15 protein-coding genes, 1 tRNA gene and 1 rRNA gene are annotated in these 25,908 nt (G+C 72.9%); 11 read left to right on the top strand and 6 right to left on the bottom strand.

Going from position 1 to position 25,908, the window contains the following annotated elements:
• Nucleotides 1-93: ribosomal RNA gene (gene rrf, locus ACIQUQ_RS35205) — 5S ribosomal RNA — on the top strand; the annotation flags it as partial.
• 5 nt (nucleotides 94-98) lie between these two features.
• A tRNA-Thr gene (locus ACIQUQ_RS35200) sits at nucleotides 99-174 on the top strand.
• A 53-nt stretch (nucleotides 175-227) separates the two neighbouring features.
• On the opposite strand, the gene ACIQUQ_RS35195 is transcribed toward ACIQUQ_RS35200, so the two are convergent.
• Nucleotides 228-644, bottom strand: a complete 417-nt coding sequence (locus ACIQUQ_RS35195; protein ID WP_403984254.1) for a hypothetical protein — start codon at nucleotides 642-644, stop codon at nucleotides 228-230.
• 107 nt (nucleotides 645-751) lie between these two features.
• Nucleotides 752-3,421 carry a SpoIIE family protein phosphatase gene (locus ACIQUQ_RS35190; protein ID WP_403984252.1) on the bottom strand — a complete coding sequence of 890 codons (2,670 nt, stop codon included), beginning with the start codon at nucleotides 3,419-3,421 and terminating at the stop codon, nucleotides 752-754.
• Between the two features lie 257 nt (nucleotides 3,422-3,678).
• Between ACIQUQ_RS35190 and ACIQUQ_RS35185 the strand changes: the two genes are divergently transcribed.
• The 9 genes from ACIQUQ_RS35185 (at nucleotide 3,679) to ACIQUQ_RS35145 (ending at nucleotide 17,916) form a co-directional block, all read left to right on the top strand.
• Nucleotides 3,679-9,177: a HAMP domain-containing protein gene (locus ACIQUQ_RS35185; protein WP_403984250.1), complete on the top strand. Its 5,499-nt coding sequence runs from the start codon at nucleotides 3,679-3,681 to the stop codon at nucleotides 9,175-9,177.
• A gap of 176 nt (nucleotides 9,178-9,353) precedes the next feature.
• Complete coding sequence (locus ACIQUQ_RS35180; RefSeq protein WP_399958405.1) at nucleotides 9,354-10,040, top strand: two-component system response regulator; 687 nt, start codon at nucleotides 9,354-9,356, stop codon at nucleotides 10,038-10,040.
• Between the two features lie 158 nt (nucleotides 10,041-10,198).
• On the top strand, nucleotides 10,199-12,910 hold the full coding sequence (locus ACIQUQ_RS35175) for a DNA translocase FtsK (protein ID WP_403984248.1): 2,712 nt from the start codon (nucleotides 10,199-10,201) through the stop codon (nucleotides 12,908-12,910).
• A gap of 209 nt (nucleotides 12,911-13,119) precedes the next feature.
• On the top strand, nucleotides 13,120-13,977 hold the full coding sequence (locus ACIQUQ_RS35170) for a helix-turn-helix domain-containing protein (protein ID WP_403673377.1): 858 nt from the start codon (nucleotides 13,120-13,122) through the stop codon (nucleotides 13,975-13,977).
• A gap of 142 nt (nucleotides 13,978-14,119) precedes the next feature.
• Nucleotides 14,120-15,616, top strand: coding sequence for a 30S ribosomal protein S12 methylthiotransferase RimO (gene rimO / locus ACIQUQ_RS35165; protein ID WP_403984246.1), 1,497 nt, complete (start codon nucleotides 14,120-14,122; stop codon nucleotides 15,614-15,616).
• Entirely contained in the window at nucleotides 15,613-16,338 is a 726-nt protein-coding gene (pgsA, locus tag ACIQUQ_RS35160) for a CDP-diacylglycerol--glycerol-3-phosphate 3-phosphatidyltransferase (RefSeq protein ID WP_403984244.1), read from the top strand. Before rimO ends, pgsA begins: the two co-directional genes overlap by 4 nt.
• Nucleotides 16,339-16,351: 13 nt before the next feature.
• Nucleotides 16,352-16,897 (top strand): CinA family protein, encoded by a 546-nt coding sequence (locus tag ACIQUQ_RS35155; protein ID WP_403984242.1) that lies wholly within the window; start codon nucleotides 16,352-16,354, stop codon nucleotides 16,895-16,897.
• Between the two features lie 109 nt (nucleotides 16,898-17,006).
• On the top strand, nucleotides 17,007-17,387 hold the full coding sequence (locus ACIQUQ_RS35150; RefSeq protein ID WP_399958429.1) for a helix-turn-helix domain-containing protein: 381 nt from the start codon (nucleotides 17,007-17,009) through the stop codon (nucleotides 17,385-17,387).
• A gap of 214 nt (nucleotides 17,388-17,601) precedes the next feature.
• Entirely contained in the window at nucleotides 17,602-17,916 is a 315-nt protein-coding gene (locus tag ACIQUQ_RS35145) for a hypothetical protein (RefSeq protein WP_403984240.1), read from the top strand.
• On the opposite strand, the gene ACIQUQ_RS35140 is transcribed toward ACIQUQ_RS35145, so the two are convergent.
• From ACIQUQ_RS35140 to ACIQUQ_RS35125, 4 genes are all read right to left on the bottom strand, one after another.
• Nucleotides 17,864-18,628: an SDR family NAD(P)-dependent oxidoreductase gene (locus ACIQUQ_RS35140; protein WP_403984238.1), complete on the bottom strand. Its 765-nt coding sequence runs from the start codon at nucleotides 18,626-18,628 to the stop codon at nucleotides 17,864-17,866. The two genes, ACIQUQ_RS35145 and ACIQUQ_RS35140, sit on opposite strands and share 53 nt — an antisense overlap.
• A 32-nt stretch (nucleotides 18,629-18,660) precedes the next feature.
• Nucleotides 18,661-19,494 (bottom strand): Fpg/Nei family DNA glycosylase, encoded by an 834-nt coding sequence (locus ACIQUQ_RS35135; protein ID WP_403984236.1) that lies wholly within the window; start codon nucleotides 19,492-19,494, stop codon nucleotides 18,661-18,663.
• Nucleotides 19,495-19,890: 396 nt separating this feature from the next.
• Nucleotides 19,891-24,501 (bottom strand): ATP-dependent helicase, encoded by a 4,611-nt coding sequence (locus tag ACIQUQ_RS35130; RefSeq protein WP_403984234.1) that lies wholly within the window; start codon nucleotides 24,499-24,501, stop codon nucleotides 19,891-19,893.
• A gap of 104 nt (nucleotides 24,502-24,605) precedes the next feature.
• Entirely contained in the window at nucleotides 24,606-25,427 is an 822-nt protein-coding gene (locus ACIQUQ_RS35125; RefSeq protein ID WP_403984232.1) for an AraC family transcriptional regulator, read from the bottom strand.
• Nucleotides 25,428-25,908: the final 481 nt, after the last annotated feature.

The raw sequence follows: 25,908 nt of genomic DNA, 5'->3' as shown, positions 1-25,908 counted from the left end.
ACGCCCGGTTACATTTCGAACCCGGAAGCTAAGCCTTTCAGCGCCGATGGTACTGCAGGGGGGACCCTGTGGGAGAGTAGGACGCCGCCGAACAACCCGCCCTTTTAGCTCAGTCGGTAGAGCGTCTCCATGGTAAGGAGAAGGTCAACGGTTCGATTCCGTTAAAGGGCTCCAAGAGAAAAGGCCCCCGCCTGATGGCGGGGGCCTTTTTTGTTTTCCGAAGTCAGTCAGGGGAGGCGGGTCGAGGCTTCGGTGATGAAGGTGCGGACCGCGTCCTCGAAGCGCCGCTCGATCGCGATGAGCACTTGGGGGTCAGCCGCACGGGTGATCTCGCTGAGCTTCTCGGATATGCCCTCCATCAGCCGGCGCAGCTCCGGGTCGTCCGCGACCAACTGGAGTCGGAAGGCCGCAGTCTCGACCGCGGCGCCCAGGCGGTCACTGTCGATGTGGGCCGCCAGCAGGGCCTCGTGGTCGCGCGGCTCGTGCCGGCGGCGGAACCAGAGAGTGATCTTCGCGCGTTTGAGTTCCGTCACCGCGCCGGCGTACCCGCTGTACGCGGTGATGAGTTCCTGGCGGAGGCGTTCCGAACGGGCCACGTCCTCCGCGCGGCCGGCCGTACGCCGTTGGAACAAGTACGTGGTCATGGATCCGATCAAGGTGCCCGCTACGGCCACCACACTCGTGAAGACAGTTTCCACGGCGGTGAGTTGACCACACGGCGGGCTGCGGCGGCCAGGGTTTTCCCGGCGGGTCAGTCGCCCTGGCGGGGTTCCGGGACGCGGAACGCCAGGATGGCCATGTCGTCGGAGGCCGGCTCGGCGGCGAAGCGTTCCACCGCCCGGAGGACCCGGGAAGCGACGGCGCCGGCCGTGAGCCCTGTACACGTGGTCAGGACGTCCGTGAGGCCGTCGTCGCCCAGCATGCGGGTGCCTTCGCGGCGCTCGGTCACGCCGTCCGTGACGCAGAGCAGGACGTCGCCCGGCTCCAGGGTGAGGGTCTCCTCGTACAGCTCCAGGTCGTCCATGACGCCCAGCAGCGGCTGCGGCTCGGCAGCGGGCTCCACCTCGCCGTTCGGGCGCAGGCGCAGCGGGAGCGGGTGGCCGGCGCAGACCAGCTTCAGGGCCGCCCCGCCGTCCTGGAGCGGACGGAGTTCGCCGTAGAGCAGGGTCAGGAAGCGGCTGCGGGCGCCCTCGTCGAGGATCGCGGCGTTCAGGCGCTGCAGTACCGCCGGGCCGCCGAGGCCCTCGCGGGCCAGCAGACGCAGGGCGTGCCGTGCGAGGCCCGTGACGGCCGCGGCCTCGGGTCCCGTACCGCAGACGTCGCCGATGGCGAAGCCGTACGAGCCGTCGCGGATGGGGAAGACGTCGTAGAAGTCGCCGCCCACCTCGTTGCCCTCGCCGGCGGCGCGGTAGATGACCTCGACCTCCATGCCGGGGATGGCGGGCTGGCTCGGGGGCAGCAGGCTGCGCTGGAGCGAGCGGCTGATGGCCATGCGCTCCGAGTAGAGCCGGGCGTTGTCGAGGGCCAGCGCTGCCCGGCGGGACAGGTCCTCGGCCAGTTCGAGGATCTCCTGGCGGAAGTGCTCGTCGGCCGGCTTGCCCAGGGTCAGCATGCCGATCACGCGGTTGCGTGCCATCAGCGGCAGGACGACCGTCTCGCCGCCGACCGCCGCGGCCGTCGCCAGGGTGGTGCCGATGCCGGAGGTGTAGTCCGAGGGCGAGCCCAGGCCGACCGCGCGCATGGACGTGCGCAGGGCCGCGTCGTGAGCCGCCTGCGCCGGGGCGTTCCAGGGGCGGACCGTCTGGTCGGTGCCGGGCTCGGGCGGATCGATGCGCGACAGCAGGGACTTGAGACCGTCGATGAGCTCCTCGTCCTCGTGCAGGACGTACGCCAGGTACGGGTCCGAGGCCTGGTCGGCGATCGTGTAGACGGCACACCAGGTGGCCAGCGTGGGGACCGTCATCTGGGCCATCAGCGCCAGTGTCTGGTCCCGGTCGAGGGTGCCGGCCAGCAGGTCGGAGGCCTCGACGAGGAAGGAGAGCGAGCCGCGGCGCAGCCGCTCCAGCTCGCCCAGGCGGGCCGATTCGACGGCGAGGGCGATGCGGTCGGCGGCGAACTGGAGGCGCAGGGCCTCCTCGTTCGAGTAACGGGCGGCGGTTTCCGCGGCGACGCCCAGCGAACCGGTCAGCCTGCCCTCGACCTTGAGCGGCACGGTGACCGCCGAGCGCATGCCGGTGCCGTTGAGGAGCGGTACGGCGCCGGGCACGGCGGTGAGGTCCTCGTGGACGGCGGGCATGCGGGCGGAGCCGTAGCGGCTGGTGCCGGCCTCGACGGGCACGCGGGCGAACCGCTGGCGGGTGGAGGGGAGTCCGGTGGTGGCGCGGACCTCCAGCTCCGTCTCGTCGTCGGTGGCGAGGAGGAGGAAGGCGGCGTCGGCGTCGAGCATGTCCCGGGCGCGCTCGACGGTGCGCTGGAGGAGGCTGTCGAGGTCGTCGGGGGCCGGGGAGCCGATGAAGACCTCGAAGGGGTCCGTCGTGCGCGACTCCGAGAGCTGGGCCGGGTCGGCGGCGGGCGAGGCGGCGCGGGCGGGGGACTGGAGCACGGCGCGCTCGTTGTCGTGGACGAGCAGGCAGACCGTGGAGGGCTCGCCGGCCGCGTCGCGGACGCGCAGGTGCGAGGCGTAGACGGGGATCACGCGGCCGTCGGCGCCGCGGAGGCCGTAGCTGCCCTCCCAGCGGGACAGGCGCAGGGCCTCGGCGATGCCGGTGCCCGTGCCGGGGGTGTGGGGCCAGGCGGCGAAGTCGGCGAGGGGGCGGCCGGTGACCTTCTCGGCGGGGTAGCCGAAGATCTGCTCGGCGTCCTCGTTCCAGGCGGAGATGCGGGCGCCGGCGTCGATCTGGAGGACGGCGACGCGTACGCGCCGGTCGGCGACCGGCAGTTGTGCGTCGGGGATCGCGGGGCCCGCGGAGCGGGTGCCGACCGGGCGGGCCGGCAGGTCGAGCTGGAACCAGACGTGTTTGCTGGCCGATTCGTACTCGACGCCCCACCGGCTGGCCATGGCGGCGCACAGCATCAGCCCTCGGCCGCCCTCGTGGTCGGGGGAGGCGTAGGGGCGGTCCGGGTGGCGGAGGGGCACCTCGCGCTCGGGATAGCGGTCGGCGACCTCGACGCGGACGCCGTCGGCGGAGCGCAGGCACAGGACGTCGGCGCGGGTGCCGGCGTGGATCACGGCGTTGGTGACGAGTTCGCTGGTCAGCACGACCGCGTCGTCGACGATGTCGGAGAAGCCCCAGCCCTGGAGCGTGTCCCGGACGAACGCGCGGGCCGTGGCGACCGAACGCCCTACGGGGTCGAAGCTGGCAGCGGCCCGGGCCGTGATCACAGCGCTCCTCGATCGTGTCGCGATGCCCGGCTCCGCCATCGGACCATTCCTCCGTGCCCGGTCGTCTCGGAGCCACCGTCCCCTGCCGGGCGGACCGGGGCGGTTGGACAGTCGGATGCCAGGTTACTTACCTTCGCGGGCAGGGCGGGCGCGGACTGCTGGTATTCCACCCGCAGGGTGCGGGTCCCGTGCGAAGGTGCCGAAGTTTTATGGCCGTGTTCGGCCATGGTGAAACACTGGGAAGGCTTGGCAAGGGCAGACCCGGGTAGAGCACGAACCCTTTCGGGAGGGACACGGTGGAGTCTGGCGTGGCGGCGCGGAGGGCCAGTACGCGGGGGAAGAGCGGGCGGCCGCGGCGGGGCGGGACCACGGAAGTGGACTCGGCCGCGCTGAACAGGCTGCTGACCGCGCTCGTCTCCATGCGGGACGGGAACTTCCGCAAGCGGCTGACGGTCTCCGGCGACGGGGTGATGGCGGAGATCGCCGCCGTCTACAACGAGGTCGCGGACCGGAACCTCCACCTGACCGGGGAGATCGCCCGCGTGCGGCGCATGGTGGGCCGCGAGGGCAAGCTGAGCGAGCGGCTGGAGACGGGGGCCTGCGAGGGCTCCTGGGCGGCCGCGATCGACGCGTCGAACCAGCTGGTGGAGGACCTGGCGCGGCCGGTGTCCGAGGTCGGGCGGGTGCTGTCGGCGGTGGCCGAGGGCGACCTGGCGCAGCGGATGGACCTGCGGACGCAGACGGCCGAGGGGGTCGGGCACCCGCTGCGCGGGGAGTTCCTGAAGGTCGGCCGTACGGTCAACAACCTGGTCGACCAGCTGTCGGCGTTCACGGACGAGGTGACCCGCGTCGCGCTGGAGGTGGGCACCGAGGGCAAGCTCGGCGGCCAGGCCCAGGTGCGTGGTATGTCCGGTTCGTGGAAGGACCTGACCGACTCCGTCAACACGATGGCGTACCGGCTCACCGCTCAGGTGCGTGACATCGCTCTCGTGACGACCGCGGTGGCCAAGGGCGACCTCTCGCGCAAGGTCACGGTGCACGTGGCCGGCGAGATGCTGCAGCTGAAGAACACCGTGAACACGATGGTGGACCAGCTGTCGTCGTTCTCGTCCGAGGTCACGCGCGTGGCCCGCGAGGTGGGTACGGAGGGCGAGCTGGGCGGGCAGGCCCAGGTGCCCGGGGTCGCCGGAGTGTGGAAGGACCTGACCGACTCCGTCAACACGATGGCGGGCAACCTGACCGCCCAGGTGCGGGGGATCGCGCAGGTCACGACGGCCGTGGCCAACGGCGACCTGTCGCAGAAGGTGACGGTCAGCGCACGCGGCGAGGTCGCACAGCTGGCCGAAACGATCAACCAGATGACGGAGACCCTGCGGACCTTCGCCGACGAGGTCACCCGCGTGGCCAGCGAGGTCGGCGCGAAGGGCCTGCTCGGCGGCCAGGCGCAGGTGCCGGGTGCGGCGGGGACGTGGAAGGACCTCACCGACTCGGTGAACACGGTCTTCCGGAACCTCACCACTCAGGTGCGCGACATCGCCCAGGTGACCACGGCGGTGGCGAACGGCGACCTGTCGCAGAAGGTCACGGTCGACGTCGCCGGCGAGATGCTGGAGCTGAAGAACACCGTCAACACGATGGTGGACCAGCTCCAGTCCTTCGGTTCCGAGGTGACGCGGGTGGCCCGCGAGGTCGGCGTCGAGGGCGAGCTGGGCGGTCAGGCGCAGGTGCCGGGCGCGGCGGGGACGTGGAAGGACCTCACCGACTCGGTGAACACCGCCTTCCGGAACCTGACCGGTCAGGTGCGGAACATCGCGCAGGTGACCACGGCGGTGGCGAACGGCGACCTGTCGCAGAAGGTCACGGTCGACGTCTCCGGCGAGATGCTCCAGCTGAAGAACACCGTGAACACGATGGTCGACCAGCTGTCGTCGTTCGCCGACCAGGTCACGCGGATGGCGCGGGACGTGGGTACGGAGGGCCGGCTGGGCGGTCAGGCGCGGGTGGACGGCGTCTCGGGCACCTGGAAGGAACTGACCGACTCCGTCAACTTCATGGCCGGCAACCTGACCTCCCAGGTGCGGCAGATCGCGCAGGTGACCACCGCGGTCGCGCGGGGTGACCTGTCGCAGAAGATCGACGTGGACGCCCGGGGCGAGATCCTGGAGCTGAAGAACACCATCAACACGATGGTCGACCAGCTCAGCGCGTTCGCCGAGCAGGTGACGCGGGTGGCCCGCGAGGTGGGTACGGACGGCCGGCTGGGCGGCCAGGCGCAGGTGCCCGGCGTCGCCGGCGTGTGGCGCGACCTGACCGACTCGGTGAACGGCATGGCCGGGAACCTGACCGCGCAGGTGCGCAACATCGCCCAGGTCGCGACGGCGGTGGCGCGGGGCGACCTGTCGCAGAAGATCGACGTGGACGCGCGCGGCGAGATCCTGGAGCTGAAGAACACCCTCAACACGATGGTGGACCAGCTGTCCTCGTTCGCGGACCAGGTGACGCGGGTGGCCCGTGAGGTGGGCACCGAGGGCATCCTCGGCGGCCAGGCCGAGGTGAAGGGCGTCTCGGGCACCTGGAAGGACCTGACCCAGTCCGTCAACTTCATGGCGAACAACCTGACCTCGCAGGTGCGCAACATCGCCGAGGTGACGACCGCGGTCGCGATGGGCGACCTGTCGAAGAAGATCACGGTCGACGCGAAGGGCGAGATCCTCGAACTGGTCACCACCGTCAACACGATGGTGGACCAGCTGTCCTCGTTCGCCGAGCAGGTGACGCGGGTGGCCCGTGAGGTGGGCACCGAGGGCATCCTCGGCGGCCAGGCGCGGGTCCGCGGCGTCACGGGCATCTGGAAGGACCTGAGCGACAACGTCAACCTGATGGCCAACAACCTGACCGTCCAGGTGCGCAACATCTCGCAGGTGTCCGCGGCGGTCGCCAACGGCGACCTGACGAAGAAGGTCACGGTCGAGGCGCGCGGCGAGGTCGCGCAGCTCGCCGACACGGTCAACACGATGGTGACCACCCTGTCCTCGTTCGCCGACGAGGTCACGCGCGTGGCCCGCGAGGTGGGCACCGAGGGCCGGCTGGGCGGCCAGGCGCACGTACCGGGCGTCTCGGGTACGTGGAAGGACCTCACCGAGTCGGTGAACTCGATGGCGTCGAACCTGACCGGCCAGGTGCGGCAGATCGCCATGGTCACCACCGCCATCGCCAAGGGCGACATGACCAAGAAGATCGACATCGACGCGCGCGGCGAGATCCTGGAGCTCAAGACCACCATCAACACGATGGTCGACCAGCTGTCCTCCTTCGCGGACCAGGTGACCCGGGTGGCGCGCGAGGTGGGCACCGAGGGCATCCTGGGCGGCCAGGCCCGCGTACGCGACGTGGACGGGACCTGGCGCGACCTGACCGAGTCCGTGAACGAGATGGCCGGGAACCTCACCCGGCAGGTGCGCGCCATCGCGGCCGTGGCCACCGCGGTGACCCGCGGCGACCTCAACCTGAAGATCGACGTGGACGCGGCCGGCGAGATCCAGGTCCTCCAGGACAACATCAACACGATGATCGCCAACCTGCGCGACACCACCCTCGCCAACAAGGAGCAGGACTGGCTCAAGGGCAACCTCGCCCGCATCTCCGGCCTGATGCAGGGCCGCCGCGACCTGGACGACGTGGCCTCGCTGATCATGAGCGAGCTGACGCCGGTGGTCTCGGCCCAGCACGGCGCGTTCTTCCTGGCCGTGCCGTCCGGCGGCGCGCAGGAGATCGGCACCGAGGGCGGCCGGGACGGCGCGTACGAGCTGCGGATGCGCGGCAGCTACGCGTACGCGGGCAGCGCCATGCCGACCTCGTTCCGGCCCGGCGAGGGGCTGATCGGGACGGTCGCCGAGGAGAAGCGGACGATTCTCGTCGAGAACACCCCGCCCGGCTACCTCAAGATCTCGTCCGGGCTCGGGGAGGCGCCCCCGGCGCACGTGATCGTGCTGCCGGTGCTGTTCGAGGGCAAGATCCTGGGCGTGATCGAGCTGGCGTCCTTCCAGCCCTTCACCCAGATCCAGAAGGACTTCCTGTCGCAGATCGCGGAGATGATCGCGACGAGCGTCAACACCATCAGCGTCAACTCCAAGACCGAGGTGCTGCTCAAGCAGTCCCAGGAGATGACCGAGCAGCTGCGCGAGCGGTCGGCGGAGCTGGAGAACCGGCAGCGCGAACTCCAGGTGGCCAACGCCGAACTGGAGGAGAAGGCCGAGCTGCTGGCCCAGCAGAACCGCGACATCGAGGTGAAGAACACCGAGATCGAAGAGGCCCGGCAGGTGCTGGAGGAGCGCGCCGAGCAGCTGGCGGTGTCCATGCGCTACAAGAGCGAGTTCCTCGCGAACATGTCGCACGAGCTGCGCACGCCGCTCAACTCCCTGCTGATCCTGGCCAAGCTGCTCGCCGACAACGCGGACGCCAACCTGTCGCCGAAGCAGGTGGAGTTCGCCGAGACGATCCACGGCGCGGGCTCCGACCTGCTCCAGCTGATCAACGACATCCTCGACCTGTCGAAGGTCGAGGCGGGCAAGATGGACGTCTCCCCGACCCGGATCGCGCTGGTCCAGCTGGTCGACTACGTGGAGGCCACCTTCCGGCCGCTGACCGCCGAGAAGGGCCTGGACTTCTCCGTCCGGGTCTCGCCCGAGCTGCCGGCCACGCTGCACACCGACGAGCAGCGGCTGCTCCAGGTGCTGCGCAACCTCCTGTCGAACGCGGTGAAGTTCACCGACAGCGGCGCGGTCGAGCTGGTGATCAGGCCGGCCGGGTCGGACGTTCCGGTGGAGATCCGGGAGCAGCTCCTGGAGGCCGGTTCCCTGCGGGAGGCGGACGGCGAGCTGATCGCGTTCTCCGTGACCGACACCGGGATCGGCATCGCCGCCAGCAAGATGCTGGTGATCTTCGAGGCGTTCAAGCAGGCGGACGGCACGACCAGCCGCAAGTACGGGGGCACCGGCCTGGGCCTGTCCATCAGCCGGGAGATCGCGCGGCTGCTCGGCGGGGAGATCCACGCGGCGAGCGAACCCGGCCGCGGTTCGACCTTCACGCTCTACCTTCCGCTCCACCCGAGCGAGCTGCCCCCGCAGGGGTACGCGCAGCCCGCGCCGGGCAGCCGGAGCGACGGGTTCCGCAGGGTGCCCGTGGCGCTCCCGCCGGCGCTGCCGCTCGCACCGGCCCCGGTGGCCGCGGCCCCCGTGGCGGAGGCGCCGGGTGCGGCGCCCACGCTGTTCCGGCGCCGGCGCAAGGCGCTCACGGAGCTGGAGCCGCGCCCGGCGCTGCCGGGCCAGGGCCAGGGTCTGGGCCAGGGCGTGCCGGACGAGGCGGCGGCCTGGGCGGGTGCCGAGGCGGAGGAGCCGGCGGCGCCGCGGACGTACGCGTTCCAGGGCGAGAAGGTGCTGATCGTCGACGACGACGTACGCAACGTCTTCGCGCTGACCAGCGTGCTGGAGCAGCACGGGCTGGCGGTGCTGTACGCCGAGAACGGGCGGGAGGGCATCGAGGTCCTGGAGCAGCACGACGACGTCACGGTCGTGCTGATGGACATCATGATGCCGGAGATGGACGGGTACGCGACCACGGCGGCGATCCGGCGGATGCCGCAGTTCGCGGGCCTGCCGATCATCGCGCTCACGGCGAAGGCGATGCAGGGAGACCGGGAGAAGGCCATCGACTCCGGCGCCTCCGACTACGTCACCAAACCGGTCGACCCGGACTACCTGCTCACGGTCATGGAGCAGTGGATGCACGCCAAGTGATGGCGGGGCGTGGTGGGGGGAACCTTCTGGTCCCCCACCGCGTTTCTGCTTCGGAGACAGTGACATCTCGGTGACAGGGTGTGGCGATCTCGGGAGTGGGGCTACGATGACCGGCACAAGGACGGGCGGGTTCTGCGAGCCGGGGAGGCCCCCTTCGGGGGCGAGGAGGACAGGGCATGGTGCAGAAGGCCAAGATCCTCCTGGTCGATGACCGGCCGGAGAATCTGCTGGCGCTGGAGGCCATCCTCTCCGCGCTCGATCAGACCCTGGTCCGGGCGTCGTCGGGGGAGGAAGCGCTCAAGGCGCTGCTGACGGACGATTTCGCGGTCATCCTGCTGGATGTCCAGATGCCGGGTATGGACGGGTTCGAGACCGCCGCGCACATCAAGCGGCGCGAGCGGACCCGGGACATCCCGATCATCTTCCTCACCGCGATCAACCACGGTCCGCACCACACCTTCCGCGGCTACGCGGCCGGTGCGGTGGACTACATCTCGAAGCCGTTCGACCCGTGGGTGCTGCGGGCCAAGGTGTCGGTCTTCGTCGAGCTGTACATGAAGAACTGCCAACTGCGGGAGCAGGCCGCGCTGCTGCGGCTCCAGCTGGAGGGCGGCGGCGCACAGGCCGGCGCCGCCGGTGCGAAGGAGTCGGCGGGACTGCTCGCCGAACTCTCCGCGCGGCTCGCGGCGGTGGAGGAGCAGGCCGAGGCGCTGTCCAAGCAGCTCGACGACGATTCCGCGGACGCCGCCGCGGTGGCCACGGCCGCGCACCTGGAGCGCAAACTCACCGGCCTGCGGCGGGCGCTCGACGCGCTGGAGCCGGGTACGGGTGGCACGTCCCCGGCCCTGCCCGCGGGGACCTGACGACGTGACGGCGCCCGGGGCCGTACGCGGACCCGGCGCCGGCGACGGCGCCCCCGGCTCCCGACGGGGCGTCAAATCGCCACCCGGCAGCCCGACACGAACGGGTGAAGGGGTGGGCACACGTGTCCCCCGCCGCCGACACCGGTAACCTCGCCCCCATGGCCTCAAGTACGTCCGGCAAGGGTTCCCAGAGCACGGCGGGCACCGCGAAGGCCCGCACCGGCCGTACGACGGCGGCGGCGAAGAAGGCGGCGCCCGCGCGGAAGCCGCCCGCCAAGAAGGCCGCGCCCGCGAAGCGGGCCCCGGCCAAGAAGGCCGCGGCCCGGCCCGCGGCGAAGGCGGCGCCGTCCCCCACCGGGGGCGTGGTCCGGCTCGTGCGCGCCCTCTGGCTCGGCGTCGCGCACGCCGTGGGCGCGGTGTTCCGCGGCTTCGGACGGGGCGCGAAGAACCTCGACCCCGCCCACCGCAAGGACGGCCTCGCGCTCCTGCTGCTCGGGCTGGCGCTGATCGTCGCCGCCGGCACCTGGTCGAACCTGCGCGGTCCGGTCGGCGAGCTCGTCACCATGCTGGTCACCGGCGCCTTCGGCCGCCTGGACCTGCTGGTGCCCCTGATCCTGGGCGTGATGGCGGTACGGCTGATCCGGCACCCGGAGCAGGTGGACGCCAACGGCCGGATCGGCATCGGACTGACCGCACTCGTCGTCGGCGTGCTGGGCCAGGTGCACATCGCCTGCGGTTCGCCTGGCCGCGACGCCGGCAGCGCCGCCATCCGGGACGCGGGCGGCCTGGTCGGCTGGGCCGCCTCCCAGCCGCTGGTCTTCACCATGGGCGCGCCGCTCGCCGTGCCGATGCTGCTCCTGCTGACCGTCTTCGGCCTGCTGGTCGTCACCGCCACACCGGTCAACGCCATCCCGCAGCGGCTCCGGCAGCTCGGCGTGCGGCTGGGCGTCGTCGCCCCGCCCGAGGAGGACCCGTACGGCACCGTCACGGGCGAGGAGCACGACGAGGACCAGTGGCGGGCCCGTACCCGCCGGGGGAGCGGGCCCGCCGCCCCTGCGGGGAGCCCCGAGGGCGCGGAGGAGGAGGCGCTGGCGCGGCGCCGCCGCCCCCGCCGGGCCCAGCCGGCCGGGGACCGGCCGCTGGACGCCGTGGACGTGGCCGCCGCCGCGGCCGCCGCGCTCGACGGCGCCGTGCTGAACGGGCTGCCGCCCTCGCCGCTGGTCGCCGACCTCACCCAGGGCGTCGCCCCGGAGCGGCCGGTGGAGACCACCACCCCCGTGCCGCTGCCCACGGCCCGGGAGGCGCGGCCCGCCGTCGTACCCGACCTGACCAAGGCCGCGCCCGAGGTCTCCGAGCCGCTGCCGCCGCGCGCCGAGCAGCTCCAGCTGAGCGGCGACATCACGTACGCGCTGCCCTCGCTGGACCTGCTGGAGCGGGGCGGGCCCGGGAAGACCCGCAGCGCCGCCAACGACGCCGTGGTCGCCTCGCTCACCAACGTCTTCGCGGAGTTCAAGGTCGACGCGGCCGTCACCGGCTTCACCCGCGGCCCGACGGTCACCCGGTACGAGGTGGAGCTCGGCCCGGCCGTGAAGGTCGAGCGGATCACCGCCCTCACCAAGAACATCGCCTACGCCGTGGCCAGCCCCGACGTCCGGATCATCAGCCCGATCCCGGGCAAGTCGGCGGTCGGCATCGAGATCCCGAACACCGACCGCGAGATGGTCAACCTGGGCGACGTCCTGCGCCTGGCCGACTCGGCGGAGGACGACCACCCGATGCTGGTGGCGCTCGGCAAGGACGTCGAGGGCGGCTACGTGATGGCCAACCTCGCGAAGATGCCGCACGTGCTCGTGGCCGGCGCCACCGGCTCCGGAAAGTCCTCCTGCATCAACTGCCTGATCACCTCGGTCATGGTCCGCGCCACGCCCGAGGATGTCCGGATGGTGCTGGTCGACCCCAAGCGGGTGGAGCTCACCGCGTACGAGGGCATCCCGCACCTGATCACGCCGATCATCACCAACCCCAAGCGCGCCGCCGAGGCCCTCCAGTGGGTGGTCCGCGAGATGGACCTGCGGTACGACGACCTGGCGGCCTTCGGCTTCCGGCACATCGACGACTTCAACGAGGCGATCCGCAACGGCAAGGTGAAGCTGCCCCCGGGCAGCGAGCGGGAGCTGAGCCCCTACCCGTACCTGCTGGTGATCGTCGACGAGCTGGCCGACCTGATGATGGTCGCCCCGCGGGACGTCGAGGACGCGATCGTCCGCATCACCCAGCTGGCCCGCGCGGCCGGCATCCACCTGGTGCTCGCCACCCAGCGGCCCTCGGTGGACGTGGTCACCGGCCTCATCAAGGCGAACGTGCCCTCGCGGCTGGCCTTCGCCACCTCCTCGCTGGCCGACAGCCGGGTCATCCTCGACCAGCCGGGCGCGGAGAAGCTCATCGGCAAGGGTGACGGCCTGTTCCTGCCGATGGGCGCGAACAAGCCGGTCCGGCTGCAGGGCGCGTTCGTCACCGAGGCCGAGGTGGCCGCGGTGGTGCAGCACTGCAAGGACCAGATGGCGCCGGTGTTCCGGGACGACGTCACGGTCGGGCAGAAGCAGAAGAAGGAGATCGACGAGGAGATCGGCGACGACCTCGACCTGCTGTGCCAGGCGGCGGAGCTGGTGGTCTCCACCCAGTTCGGCTCGACCTCCATGCTCCAGCGCAAGCTGCGGGTGGGCTTCGCGAAGGCCGGCCGGCTGATGGACCTGATGGAATCGCGCGGGGTCGTGGGGCCGAGCGAGGGATCCAAGGCCCGCGACGTGCTGGTGAAACCCGATGAGCTGGACGGAGTCCTCGCCGTCATCCGGGGGGAGTCTCACTCGTAAGGGATCGGGGGGCAACCGTTTCCCTTGGCCGCGCGTCAAGTTGAGGGAGAGGGGCGGGGCTGTTACGACAGCTCCGTCGGAGGACCCCGTACGTCATACCGATGCCATACCGATGGCGTACAAAGTCCACCCTCCCGGTTGCTCACCCCTTTCGTAACCCCCCTAGACTGGACCTCCAGCAGGTGGTTACACGCTCGAAAGGCGCCCTCGTGTCCATCGGCAACGCCAACTCCCCCGAAGACGACCGTCCTTCCGACGGCGACGGCCCCTCCATCGGCCGGGCCCTCAAGCAGGCCCGCATCCGTGCCGGGCTCACCGTCGACGAGGTCAGCACCACTACCCGCGTGCGCATCCCGATCGTGCACGCGATCGAGCAGGACGACTTCACCCGCTGTGGCGGCGACGTGTACGCCCGCGGCCACATCCGTACGCTCGCGCGCGCCGTCGGGCTCGACCCGACCGAGCTGATCGAGCAGTTCGACGCCGCCCACGGCGGCCGGCCGGCACCCACGCCCGCCGCACCTCTGTTCGAGGCCGAACGAATCCGGCCAGAGCGGCAGCGGCCCAACTGGACCGCCGCCATGGTCGCGGCGATCGTCGCCGTGATCGGATTCGTCGGCTTCACCGTGTTCAGCGGAGAGGACGGCGGGAAGAAGCGGCCGGTGGCGGAAGGTTCCGCCTCCCCGCAGCCCGCGCCCAAGCAGACCGGCAAGGTCATCAGGCCGCCCGCCCCCACCCCGCCCAAGCCCACCGCCGAGCCCTCGGACAGCGCCATCGCGCAGGCCCCGAAGGACCTGGTCACGGTCGTGATGACGGCCGTGGGCGGCGAGAGCTGGATCTCGGCCAAGGACCACAACGGCCGCCTGCTCTTCGACGGCATGCTCGAAGAGGGCGACTCGAAGACCTTCACCGACAAGGAATCCGTGGACCTCGTCCTCGGCGACGCCGGCTCGGTCAAGCTCTTCGTGAACGGCAAGGAGATCAAGGATGAATTCCAGCCAGGGCAGGTCGAGCGGCTGACCTACACCAAGGACGACCCGCGCGAGGACGCCCCGCAGGCCGGCTGAGCCTCCGGCGCGAGCCGAGCACGGGCCGGAAACCGGCCGGACGATCTTGTGATCCCCCGGGTGCGCCCCCGCATCCGGGGGATCCTTGCTGGTCGGGGGCACCGGGCGGGGGCCGGTGCCGGGACGAAGTAGTCTTGAGTCCATGCCCGAACGCCGTACCGTCGCCCTTGTCACCCTTGGCTGCGCCCGTAACGAGGTGGACTCGGAGGAGCTCGCAGGCCGCTTGGCGGCGGATGGCTGGGAGCTCGTCGAGGACGCCGCCGACGCGGACGTCGCCGTCGTCAACACCTGTGGCTTCGTCGAAGCCGCGAAGAAGGACTCCGTAGACGCCCTGCTGGAGGCCAACGATCTGAAGGATCATGGCCGGACCCAGGCCGTCGTCGCCGTCGGCTGCATGGCCGAGCGCTACGGCAAGGAGCTCGCCGAAGCCCTCCCGGAGGCCGACGGCGTCCTCGGCTTCGACGACTACAGCGACATCTCCAACCGCCTCCAGGTCATCCTCAGCGGCGGCAGCGTGGAGGCCCACACCCCGCGCGACCGCCGCCAGCTGCTGCCCATCAGCCCGGCCGAGCGCCAGGGCGCCGCCGGCGTGGCCCTGCCCGGCCACGCCCAGGAAGCCGACGAGACCCCGGCCCCGGCGCCCGCCGACCTGCCGGACGGCCTCGCGCCCGCCTCCGGCCCCCGCGCGCCCCTGCGCCGCCGCCTGGACACCAGCCCGGTCGCCTCCGTGAAGCTGGCCTCCGGCTGCGACCGCCGCTGCTCCTTCTGCGCCATCCCGTCCTTCCGCGGCTCGTTCATCTCGCGCCGCCCGAGCGACGTGCTGGGCGAGACCCGCTGGCTGGCCGAGCAGGGCGTGAAGGAGGTCATGCTGGTCTCCGAGAACAACACCTCGTACGGCAAGGACCTCGGCGACATCCGCCTGCTGGAGACGCTGCTGCCCGAGCTGGCGGCCGTCGACGGCATCGAGCGGGTGCGGGTCAGCTACCTCCAGCCGGCCGAGATGCGGCCCGGTCTGATCGACGTGCTGACCTCCACCCCGAAGGTCGTGCCGTACTTCGACCTGTCCTTCCAGCACTCCGCGCCCGACGTGCTGCGCGCCATGCGCCGCTTCGGCGACACGGACCGCTTCCTGGAGCTGCTGGACACCATCCGGAGCAAGGCCCCGCAGGCCGGCGTCCGGTCCAACTTCATCGTCGGCTTCCCCGGCGAGACCGAGGCGGACTTCGCCGAGCTGGAGCGTTTCCTCACGCACGCCCGCCTCGACGCCATCGGCGTCTTCGGCTACTCCGACGAGGAGGGCACCGAGGCCGTCACGTACGAGAACAAGCTCGACGAGGACGTGATCGCCGAGCGGCTGGCCCACATGCAGCGGCTCGCCGAGGAGCTCACCTCGCAGCGCGCCGAGGAGCGCGTCGGCGAGACCGTCGAGGTGCTCGTGGAGGCCGTCGGCGAGGAGACCGGGGACGAGGACGGCGCCACCGGCCGCGCGGCCCACCAGGCGCCCGAGACGGACGGCCAGGTGATCTTCACCAGCGGCGAGGGCCTGGTCCCCGGGCGTATCGTCACGGCGAAGGTGGTCGGCAGCCTGGGCGTGGACCTGGTCGCCGAGCCCCTGGACCTCGAGGAGGCGGCCGGATGACCGGAGTCCCGGCATCAGCGACGGGCGGCGCCGCGCCGCGGCCCGCACCCGGCGGAAAGCTGGGCGCGGCGGCCGTCAACCAGGCCAGCCTGTGGAACATCGCCAACATCCTGACGATGGTCCGGCTCGTGCTCGTGCCGGGATTCGTGCTCCTGCTCCTGGCGGACGGCGGCTACGACCCCGTCTGGCGGGCATGGGCCTGGGCGGCCTTCGCGGTCGCCATGATCACCGACGTGTTCGACGGGCACCTGGCCCGCACGTACAACCTGGTCACGGACTTCGGCAAGATCGCGGACCCGATCGCCGACAAGGCGATCATGGGCTCGGCGCTGATCTGCCTCTCCTGGCTGGGCGAGCTGCCGTGGTGGGTGACCGCCGTCATCCTCGGCCGGGAACTCGGGATCACGCTGCTGCGCTTCTGGGTGATCAGGTACGGGGTCATCCCGGCCAGCCGGGGCGGGAAGCTCAAGACCCTCGCGCAGGGCACGGCGGTCGGCATGTACGTCCTGGCGCTGACCGGGGCGCTCGCCACCTTCCGCTTCTGGGTGATGGCGGTGGCGGTGGTGCTGACGGTGGTCACGGGACTGGACTACGTACGCCAGGCGGTCGTCCTCCGGCGGCGCGGCCGGGCGGCGGAGCGCGCGGCGGCCGGGCAGGCGCCCGGCACGGGAACGGACGCGACGCCCGGTTCCGAGCCGGGCGCGCGGGGCGTCGACGGCTGACCGCGGGGGAGTCATGGCCGAGGTTGTGGGGAGTAACGGGGAAACCGGTGCGGGTGCGACCGCGGCCGAGGTACTCTCCATGCTTGCGGAGCGTAACCAGACCGTCGCTGTGGCGGAGTCGCTGACAGGCGGTCTCGTCGCGGCCGAGCTGACGGCGGTGCCGGGCGCGTCGCGGAGCTTCCGCGGCTCGGTCACGGCGTACGCCACCGACGTCAAGCGCGACGTGCTCGGCGTGGACGCGGAGCTGCTCGCGGCGCGAGGTGCGGTGGACCCGCAGGTCGCGGCCGACATGGCGGACGGCGTGCGGCGGGTGCTGGGGGCTTCGTGGGGAATCTCGACCACGGGCGTGGCCGGTCCCGAGCCGCAGGACGGCCAGCCGGTGGGGACGGTGTACGTCGCCGTGGCCGGTCCGGCAGGCGGGAAAACGGCTGCGCTGAGGTTGAACGGCGGCCGCGCGGAAATCCGTATGAAGAGTGTACGGAGGGTGCTCGAACTGTTCTCGAGCGAACTCCTGGACAATGCGCGGACACAGGATACGGAACAGAACGGGGGGATTTGATGTTTGCAGCCCTGAGTGAACACGACATCGCTCCCCGCACGGCCGCGGCGCGAGGCGGTACGGTGGGGCGTGAAGGATGCGGCTATACGGTCAGAGGAGGGAGCCACCGATGATTCTGCTCCGTCGCCTGCTGGGTGACGTGCTGCGTCGGCAGCGCCAGCGCCAGGGCCGTACTCTGCGCGAAGTCTCCTCGTCCGCCCGAGTCTCACTCGGCTATCTCTCCGAGGTGGAGCGGGGGCAGAAGGAGGCGTCCTCCGAACTGCTCTCCGCGATCTGCGACGCGCTGGACGTACGGATGTCCGAGCTGATGCGCGAAGTCAGCGATGAACTCTCGCTCGCCGAGCTGGCCGCGTCCGCGGCCGCGAGCGACCCGGTACCGGCACCGGTACGCCCGATGCTCAATTCGGTTTCCGTGACCTCGGTCGCGGGTGGACCCGAGCGGGTGACCATCAAGGCGCCTGCCGAAGCGGTGGATGTCGTAGCCGCGTGAGCTGAGCTTGGTACAGGGCCCCGGGGAGGTGCGTGACGCACCTCGGCCGGGGCTTCGTGCTGTCCCGGGGGGGGGGTCCTGTGCCGGGGCGGTCCTGTGCCGGGCAGGCGGGGTGCCGGCCGACGGGGTGTGCCCGGGGCCGGGGGAGCGGGGCGTGGGGGCGGCGGCCGGCGTTCTGGGTGCGGGCTGCGGGGCCGTACGGGAGACTGGCGGCGTGGCGAGCTACGGCTTCTGGGGGCGCATACGGGTCCCCGCCCTGGGCGCGGTGGCCCTGGCCGGCGGTGCGCTGTGGTGGTGGGCCGCGCTGCGGCTGGTGCTGGCCCCGGCGAGTGCCGGGGTCGTCGAGGGTGCCGTGGTGGTCGGGGGCTGGGGGCTGAGTCTGCTGCCGGTGCACTGCGTCCCGCTGGCCAGCGCGCCGGGCGTGTCGGCGGCGCGGCGGCGGGGCGAGGGGGTGCTGTCGGGGGCACGCGGGGCGGTCACCAGGGCATGGCGACGCCGCCGTTCGGGCGGAGTATCTGGCCGGTCATGAAGGACGAGGCGTCCGAGGCCAGGAAGAGCACGGTCTGGGCGATGTCCTCGGCCTCGCCGACCCGCCTCAGCGGGGACATCCGGACCATCATCGCCTCGGTCTGCTCCTGGACCTCGGGGGAGTGGCGGCCGGTCATGGGGGTGCGGATCCACCCCGGCGCAACGGCGTTCACGCGGATGCCCTGCGGGCCTGTCTCGGTGGCCAGGGTCTTGGTGAGCTGGACGACCGCGGCCTTGGCGGCGCTGTAGCAGAGCAGGCCGGGGCTGGCCGCGTCCACCGCCCCGGACGCCATGGTGATGATGCTGCCGGGAGTGCCGGCGGCCAGCATGGCGCGGGCGGACTCCTGGCAGGCGTACAGGACGCCCTTGAAGTTCACGTCGAGGACCCGGTCGAGGTCCTGGTCGAGGGTGTCGACCACGCTGCTGGTGTGCATGATCCCGGCGATCGCGGCGGTGATGTCGAGGCGGCCGGCGCTCTCGACCGCGGCGCGGATCTGGGCGCGGTCGGTGACGTCGAGCGGATGGGCCACCGCCGTGCCGCCGTCCTCGGTGATCAGGGCGGCGGTCTCCGCGAGGCCCTTCTCGTCGCGGTCCGCGCAGTGGACGGTCGCGCCCGCCTGGGCCAGGAGGCGGGCGGAGGCGCGTCCGATGCCGCCGGCGGCGCCCGTGATCAGCGCGGTGCGGCCCGTGAGGTCGTACGACGTAAGGGGCATGCGGGGACGGTACGGCGGGATCTGACGGACCGTCAACCAGTGCGGCGGGGACGGCCGTGGGTGCCGGTGCCCGTGCGGCCGCCGGGGACGGGGCCCGTCTGGCACTGCGGACACCAGTACGTGGGGCGGTCGTCCTGGGAGGCGCTGCGGATGGGGGTGCCGCAGCGGAAGCAGGAGCGCCGGGCGCGGCCGTACGCGTACAGCATCTGGCCCGCCCGGTGGCTGCCGGTCGTGCTGCGGCGGCCGGGGTGGGCGCGGTTCGCCTCCAGGAGGCGGTGGGCGAGGTCCACGACCTGCGCGGCGTCGGGCAGCTCCGCCACCGGCAGCCAGGGGGTCACGCGGGCCAGGAAGCAGATCTCGGTCTTGTAGATGTTGCCGATGCCGGCCAGGTTGCGCTGGTCCAGCAGGGCCTCGCCGACCGGGCGGGCCGGGTCGCGCAGGAGGTTGGCCTCGGCGGTCGCGGGATCCCAGTCCGGGCCGAGGAGGTCAGGGCCGAGGTGGCCCACGGCCTTGTGCTCCTCGGCGGTGCGGAGGAGCTCGAGGACCTGGAGGCGGTAGCCGACGGCCGTGGTCGTCTCGTTGCCCAGGATGGCCCGGATCTGGTGGGCGGGGCCCCCGCGCCACTTCTCGCCCGGGGCGTAGAGGTTCCAGGCCCCCTCCATGCGGAGGTGGCTGTGCAGGGTGAGGCCGCCTTCGAGGCGGGTCAGGAGGTGCTTGCCGCGGGGCGTGACGTCGAGGACGGCCCGGCCGGTGAGGTCGACGGTGGCGAGCCGGGGGACCCGGAAGTCGCAGCGGGTCAGGGGGCTGGGGGTCAGGGCCTGGTCCAGCCGCCGTGCGGCGTGCCAGACCGTGTCTCCTTCGGGCATGGGGCCATTGTCCTCCCGGACGGGGGCGGGCCTGCGGGTGGGCGGGCGTGGCTCCGGGCGCGCCCGTCCGAGCACGCCGTCCGCGGTCCGCGGTCCGCGGTCCGCCGTCCCGTCCCGGTGCCCCGGCCTGACGTCGCGGTCCGCTGATCGGTCCCGCGATCCGGACCGGGCTCCCGGACCGGCGTCCCGGCCCGGGAGCCCGGTCCGGGAGCCCGGTCCGGGAGCCCGGTCCGGCGTCCCGGCCCGGCGCCCAATTCCGGTGCCGCGGTCCGTCGACCCGGTCCGGCGATCCGGTCCGGCGATCCGGTCCGGCGATCCGCCCCGCTGACCGTCCGGCGATCCCGCCGCGGTCCGGCGGCTCCGGTGGCGGTCCTGTCGTGCCGTACTCGCACCCTCCTAGGGCCGCAGGCGGAGGCCTCGGGGGGTGGCGTGGAAGCCGGCGGACTCCAGGGAACGGCCCAGCGGGGAGGTGAGGGCGGGGGAGCCGTTGGTGCGCTCCACCGTCAGGGCGCCCACCGTGCCCGCACGGGCGGCGGCGGCCAGGGCGTCCGTGGCGGCCAGCAGGGCCGGGGAGTCCGGGTCCGGCCAGGCCAGCAGGGTCTTGCCGCCCCGCTCCAGGTAGAGGGTGAGTTCGCCGTCCACCAGGACGACGATCGAACCGGCCTTGCGGCCCGGCTTGTGGCCCGCGCCCGCCGGGGGTTCAGGCCAGGGGAGGGCGGCACCGTACGCGTTCGCAGGGTCGGCGGCCGCCAGCACGCGCGCTTCGAGCGGGGAGTCGGCGCGGTCGCGGGCGGTGGCGGTGGCGCGGAGGCGGTCCACCGCGCCGTCCATGGCGAACTGGGCCGCGCCCAGGCCCTCCACGACGTACCCGCGGCGGGCCTGCCCGCTGTCCTCGAAGGCGGACAGGATGCGGTAGACCGCCGAGAAGCCGCCCTCGATGCCCTCGGCGGCGACCGCGCCCCTGGTCACCACGCCGTGCCGGTCCAGAAGCGTGCGGGCCACCGCATGGGCGCGGTGCGTGGCGTCGGGCTCGGCGGCCGGCAGGAGGGACCAGCGGCCCGAGACGGTGGGCGGGCCGGTACGGGAGACGGCCGGGCGGGCGGAGGCGGACAGCGTGCCGTACCGGCCGCGCGGGACCGTGCGCTTCGCCCGGTGGGCGGTGGAGCCCGCGGTGCGGCCACTGCCCAGCAGGGAACGCAGCGGCGCCAGCGTGTCGTTGGTGAGACGGCCCGACCAGGCGAGGTCCCAGATCGCCGAGGAGAGCTCGAGGTCGGTGGCCTCCGGGTGGCTCTGGCCCACCGACTGCGCGATCTGACGGAAGAACAGGCCGTAGCCGCCCGAGAGCGCGTCGAGGACCGCCTGGTGGAGGGGCGTCAGCTCCAGGGGGTGGGGCGGCGGGAGGAGCAGCGGGGCCGCGTCCGCCAGGTACAGGGAGACCCAGCCGTCCTTGCCGGGGAGCGCGCCCGCGCCGGCCCAGACGACCTCGCCGGTGGTGGTGAGTTCGTCCAGCAGCGCCGGGTTGTAGTGCGCCACCCGGGACGGGAGGACGAGCTTCTCCAGGGCGGAGGCGGGGACGGGCGCGCCCTGGAGCTGTTCGACGGCCCGGGCGAGGCCGTCGATGCCGCGCAGGCCGCCGCCCACGTGCTGCCACTGAGGGAGGAAGGAGGCCAGCGCGGCGGGCGGCACCGGTTCGAGCTCCTGGCGCAGCGCGGCCAGCGAGCGCCGGCGGAGCCTGCGCAGCACCGCGGCGTCGCACCACTCCTGGCCCAGGCCGGAGGGGTGGAACTCGCCCTGTACGACCCGGCCCGCCCCGGCGAGGCGCTGCAGCGCGCCCTCGGTGACGGCGACGCCCAGGCCGAAGCGGGCCGCGGCGGTCGCCGACGTGAAGGGGCCGTGGGTACGGGCGTACCGGGCCAGGAGGTCGCCCAGCGGATCCTTCACCGGTTCCGTGAACGCCTCCGGGACGCCGACGGGCAGCGCGGTGCCGAGCGCGTCCCGCAGACGGCCCGCGTCCTCGACGGCCGCCCAGTGCTCCTCGCCCGCGATCCGGACGCGGATCGCGCGCCGGGCGCGGCTGAGGGCCTCGGGCCAGTCGGGCTCGGCGCCACGGGCCGCCAGCTCCGCGTCGGTCAGCGGGCCGAGGAGGCGGAGGAGGTCGGCGACGCCCTCGACGTCCTTGATCCGCCGGTCCTCCGTCAGCCACTGGAGCTCCGCCTCCAGTTCGGCCAGCACGTCCGCGTCCAGCAGCTCGCGCAGCTCCGCCTGGCCCAGCAGCTCGGCCAGCAGGCGGGAGTCCAGCGACAGGGCCGCCGCGCGGCGCTCCGCGAGGGGGGAGTCGCCCTCGTACAGGAACTGGGCGACGTAACCGAAGAGGAGCGAGCGGGCGAACGGCGACGGCTCGGGCGTCGTCACCTCGACGAGGCGGACCCTGCGGGACTCGATGTCGCCCATCAGCTCGGTGAGGCCCGGCACGTCGAAGACGTCCTGGAGGCATTCGCGGACGGCCTCCAGGACGATCGGGAACGAGCCGAACTCCGAGGCCACCTGGAGGAGCTGGGCCGCGCGCTGGCGCTGCTGCCAGAGCGGGGTGCGCTTGCCGGGGTTGCGCCGCGGCAGCAGCAGCGCCCGGGCGGCGCACTCGCGGAACCGGGCCGCGAACAGGGCCGAGCCGCCCACCTGGTCCGTGACGATCTGGTCGACCTCGCCCTTGTCGAAGGCCACGTCGGCGGCGCCCAGCGGCGCCTGCTCGCTGTCGAACTCGAAGCCGGGCGCTGCCGGATCGGCGTCCAGGAGGTCCAGGCCGAGCAGGTCCGCGTCCGGCAGCCGCAGCACGATGCCGTCGTCGGCGTGCATCACCTGCGCGTCCATGCCGTACCGCTCGGCGAGCCGGGCGCCGAGGGCGAGGGCCCACGGCGCGTGCACCTGGGCGCCGAAGGGCGAGTGCACCACCACCCGCCAGTCGCCCAGCTCGTCGCGGAAGCGCTCCACCACGATGGTGCGGTCGTCGGGTACGTGGCCGCACGCCTCCCGCTGCTCCGCGAGGTAGGCCAGGACGTTGTCCGCGGCCCATGCGTCCAGACCGGCCGCCAGCAGCCGCAGCCGCGCGTCCTCGGCGGGCAGGCTGCCGACCTCGCGGAGGAACGCGCCCACTGCACGGCCGAGTTCCAGCGGCCGGCCCAGCTGGTCGCCCTTCCAGAACGGCAGCCGGCCGGGCACGCCGGGCGCGGGCGAGACCAGCACCCGGTCGCGGGTGATGTCCTCGATCCGCCAGGAGGTGGTGCCGAGGGTGAAGACGTCCCCCACCCGCGACTCGTACACCATCTCCTCGTCCAGCTCGCCGACCCGGCCGCCGCCCTTCTTCGGGTCCGCGCCGGCCAGGAAGACGCCGAACAGGCCGCGGTCCGGGATCGTGCCGCCTGAGGTGACGGCCAGCCGCTGCGCGCCGGGACGCCCGGTGACCGTGCCCGCGACCCGGTCCCACACGACGCGCGGCCGCAACTCCGCGAACGCGTCGGAGGGGTAGCGCCCGGCCAGCATGTCGAGCACGGCGGTGAACGCCGACTCGGGCAGCGAGGAGAACGGCGCGGCCCGGCGCACCAGGGACAGCAGGTCGTCCACCTGCCAGGTGTCGAGGGCGGTCATCGCCACCAGCTGCTGGGCCAGCACGTCCAGGGGGTTGGCCGGCACGCGCAGCGACTCGATCGAGCCGGTGCGCATCCGCTCGGTCACCACGGCCGCCTGCACCAGGTCGCCGCGGTACTTGGGGAACACCACGCCCGTGGAGACCGCGCCCACCTGGTGGCCCGCCCGGCCCACGCGCTGCAGGCCCGAGGCGACCGACGGCGGGGACTCCACCTGCACCACCAGGTCAACGGCACCCATGTCGATGCCGAGTTCGAGGCTGGAGGTGGCGACCACGGCCGGCAGCCGGCCCGCCTTCAGGTCCTCCTCCACCAGGGCGCGCTGCTCCTTGGAGACCGAGCCGTGGTGGGCCCGCGCGAGCAGCGGCGGTGCGCCGTGCGCGCGGCCGGACTGGGCCATGACCTCGGCCGGCGGGGCGCCCTCGGGCAGGGCCTCGCCCACCGACCGCTCGTACGCGATCTCGTTGAGGCGGTTGCAGAGCCGCTCCGCCAGGCGGCGGGAGTTGGCGAACACGATGGTCGAGCGGTGGGCCTGCACCAGGTCCGCGATCCGCTCCTCCACGTGCGGCCAGATCGACGGCTTGTCGCCGCCGTCCTGGCCTTCGGTCGCGGGGGAGCCGCCGAGTTCGCCCATGTCCTCGACCGGGACGACGACGGAGAGGTCGAACTCCTTGCCGGAGGGCGGCTGCACGATCTCCACCCTGCGGCGGGGGGAAAGGTACCGGGCGACCTCGTCCACCGGGCGGACCGTCGCCGAGAGGCCCACCCGCCGGGCCGGGCGCGGCAGCAGCTCGTCCAGCCGCTCCAGGGACAGCGCGAGGTGGGCGCCGCGCTTGGTGCCGGCCACCGCGTGCACCTCGTCGAGGATGACGGTCTCGATGCCGGACAGCGCGTCCCGGGTCGAGGAGGTGAGCATCAGGAAGAGCGACTCGGGGGTGGTGATGAGGATGTCCGGCGGCCGGGTGGCCAGCGCGCGGCGCTCGGCGGGCGGGGTGTCGCCGGAGCGGATGCCGACGCGGATCTCGGGCTCGGGCAGGCCCAGGCGCACGGACTCCTGCCGGATGCCGGTGAGCGGGCTGCGGAGGTTCCGCTCGACGTCGACCGCGAGGGCCTTCAGCGGGGACACGTAGAGCACGCGGCAGCGTTTCCTGGCCTCGGCGGGCGGGGGCGTGCTCGCCAGCTGGTCGAGGGCGGCGAGGAAGGCCGCGAGGGTCTTGCCGGAGCCGGTGGGCGCCACGACCAGCACGTCGGACCCCTCGCCGATGGCCCGCCAGGCGCCGTCCTGGGCGGCGGTGGGCGTACGGAAGGCCCCCGTGAACCAGGAGCGGGTCGCGGGGGAGAACGAGTCGAGCGCGGATCCGGCCATGCCTACCATCGTGCACCCCGACACCGACAACGGCGTTCACCTGCGGTGATGTGGGGGGGGGCGGGGTGCGGCGGTCGGTCCGTGGGGCCGGGAGCCGCAACGGATCAGGGGGTGCGTTCGCGGCGGTAGGCGCCCGGGGGGACGCCCACGATGCGGGTGAAGTGGCGGTTGAGGTGAGGCTGGTCGGTGAAGCCGACGGTCACCGCGGCCTCCGCCACCGGGGTCCCCGCGTCGAGCAGCCGCCGGGCCCGGCGGACGCGGGCGTCCGTGAGCCAGGTGTGCGGCGGCATTCCGTACGCGTCACGGAAGGCCCGCAGCAGGGCGAAGGGGCTCGTGCCGAGGGAGGCGGCGAGCTGCTCCAGGGACGGCGGCTCCGCCATCCGCTCCTCCAGCACCGCCCGGGCCCGCGCCGCGACCGCGGCGCCTGCGCCCCGCACGGTACGCGCCGGGAGCGTGCCGCCGTGGCGGCGCAGCAGGCCCGCCACGGCCACCCGCAGCAGGCTGTCCGTGGCCAGCGCGTTGCCCTCCTCGGCCGCCCGGTGGACCTCCTTGATCAGGCGGGATGCCTCCGGGTCGGCCACGACGTCCACGGTGAACCCGGGGGTCCCCCGCAGGGTGGACAGCTCGGCGGCCACCTCGACGATCACGTCGCGGGCCGGGTAGAGGGTGTCGTACGTCCAGCCCTCCGCAACGCCGGCCCGAGCGGTGTGGGGCACCTCGGGGTTGATCAGGATCACGTCGCCGGCCCCGGCCCTGACCACGCCGCCGGGCAGGCCGACCTCCTCTATGCCGCCGGTCACGGTCGCGACGACGTACCCGTCGTGCGCGTGCCGCGGGAAGGCGTGCCGGACGTACCGGGCGCGCAGCAGGTCGAGGCCGGGCAGGTCCGGGTACTGCCAGTGCCGTGCCCACTCGCCGTTCCCCATGGATTCATTCTGCGCCGGGCCGGCCGGAAGCCGACGCCCGGTCCGCCTGCCGAGCCCCCGCGGGGCGTCGGACCGCAGCTCGGCCCCCGGAACCGGCGGCAGGGCTCCGACCGGTATGGATCGCTCGCCGGCATGGCGAAAAGCATGCCGCGGCTTCCCGGCAGGAGGCAGTCGGCACCTGCCTGGCCGTGAGATCCGCTGAGCGGAACTGTGGGCAGGTCATCTGCGGGTGCAGACGCCGGCAGGGCTCGGACCGGCATGATTCGCCCGCCGGCATGGCGAAAAGCACGCCGCGGCCTCCCGGCAGGAGGCAGTCGGCACCTGCCTGGCCGTGAGATCCGCTGAGCGGAACTGTCGACAGGTCATCCGCGGGTGCAGACGCCGGGAGGGCTCGGACCCGGCACCGATGGCAGTGTGGGCTCCCTGATCAGCCCCGGACGGCCTGGCGGCCGCCGAGACGGCCGAAGCGCGTAGCGATCTG

Source organism: Streptomyces sp. NPDC101118 (assembly GCF_044759445.1).
In the GTDB taxonomy this organism is placed as follows: Bacteria; Actinomycetota; Actinomycetes; order Streptomycetales; family Streptomycetaceae; genus Streptomyces.
The sequence above is the reverse complement of the archived record's forward strand: the minus strand, read 5'-3'. Positions and strand labels throughout refer to the sequence as shown.

Bases quoted from the DNA above. Each gene is read 5' to 3' on its own strand.
- ACIQUQ_RS35195 (WP_403984254.1), bottom strand. From the start codon at position 644: ATGACCACGTACTTGTTCCAACGGCGTACGGCCGGCCGCGCGGAGGAC.
- ACIQUQ_RS35190 (WP_403984252.1), bottom strand. From the start codon at position 3,421: ATGGCGGAGCCGGGCATCGCGACACGATCGAGGAGCGCTGTGATCACG.
- ACIQUQ_RS35180 (WP_399958405.1), top strand. From the start codon at position 9,354: ATGGTGCAGAAGGCCAAGATCCTCCTGGTCGATGACCGGCCGGAGAAT.
- ACIQUQ_RS35175 (WP_403984248.1), top strand. From the start codon at position 10,199: ATGGCCTCAAGTACGTCCGGCAAGGGTTCCCAGAGCACGGCGGGCACC.
- rimO (WP_403984246.1), top strand. From the start codon at position 14,120: ATGCCCGAACGCCGTACCGTCGCCCTTGTCACCCTTGGCTGCGCCCGT.
- pgsA (WP_403984244.1), top strand. From the start codon at position 15,613: ATGACCGGAGTCCCGGCATCAGCGACGGGCGGCGCCGCGCCGCGGCCC.
- ACIQUQ_RS35155 (WP_403984242.1), top strand. From the start codon at position 16,352: ATGGCCGAGGTTGTGGGGAGTAACGGGGAAACCGGTGCGGGTGCGACC.
- ACIQUQ_RS35150 (WP_399958429.1), top strand. From the start codon at position 17,007: ATGATTCTGCTCCGTCGCCTGCTGGGTGACGTGCTGCGTCGGCAGCGC.
- ACIQUQ_RS35140 (WP_403984238.1), bottom strand. From the start codon at position 18,628: ATGCCCCTTACGTCGTACGACCTCACGGGCCGCACCGCGCTGATCACG.
- ACIQUQ_RS35135 (WP_403984236.1), bottom strand. From the start codon at position 19,494: ATGCCCGAAGGAGACACGGTCTGGCACGCCGCACGGCGGCTGGACCAG.
- ACIQUQ_RS35130 (WP_403984234.1), bottom strand. From the start codon at position 24,501: ATGGCCGGATCCGCGCTCGACTCGTTCTCCCCCGCGACCCGCTCCTGG.
- ACIQUQ_RS35125 (WP_403984232.1), bottom strand. From the start codon at position 25,427: ATGGGGAACGGCGAGTGGGCACGGCACTGGCAGTACCCGGACCTGCCC.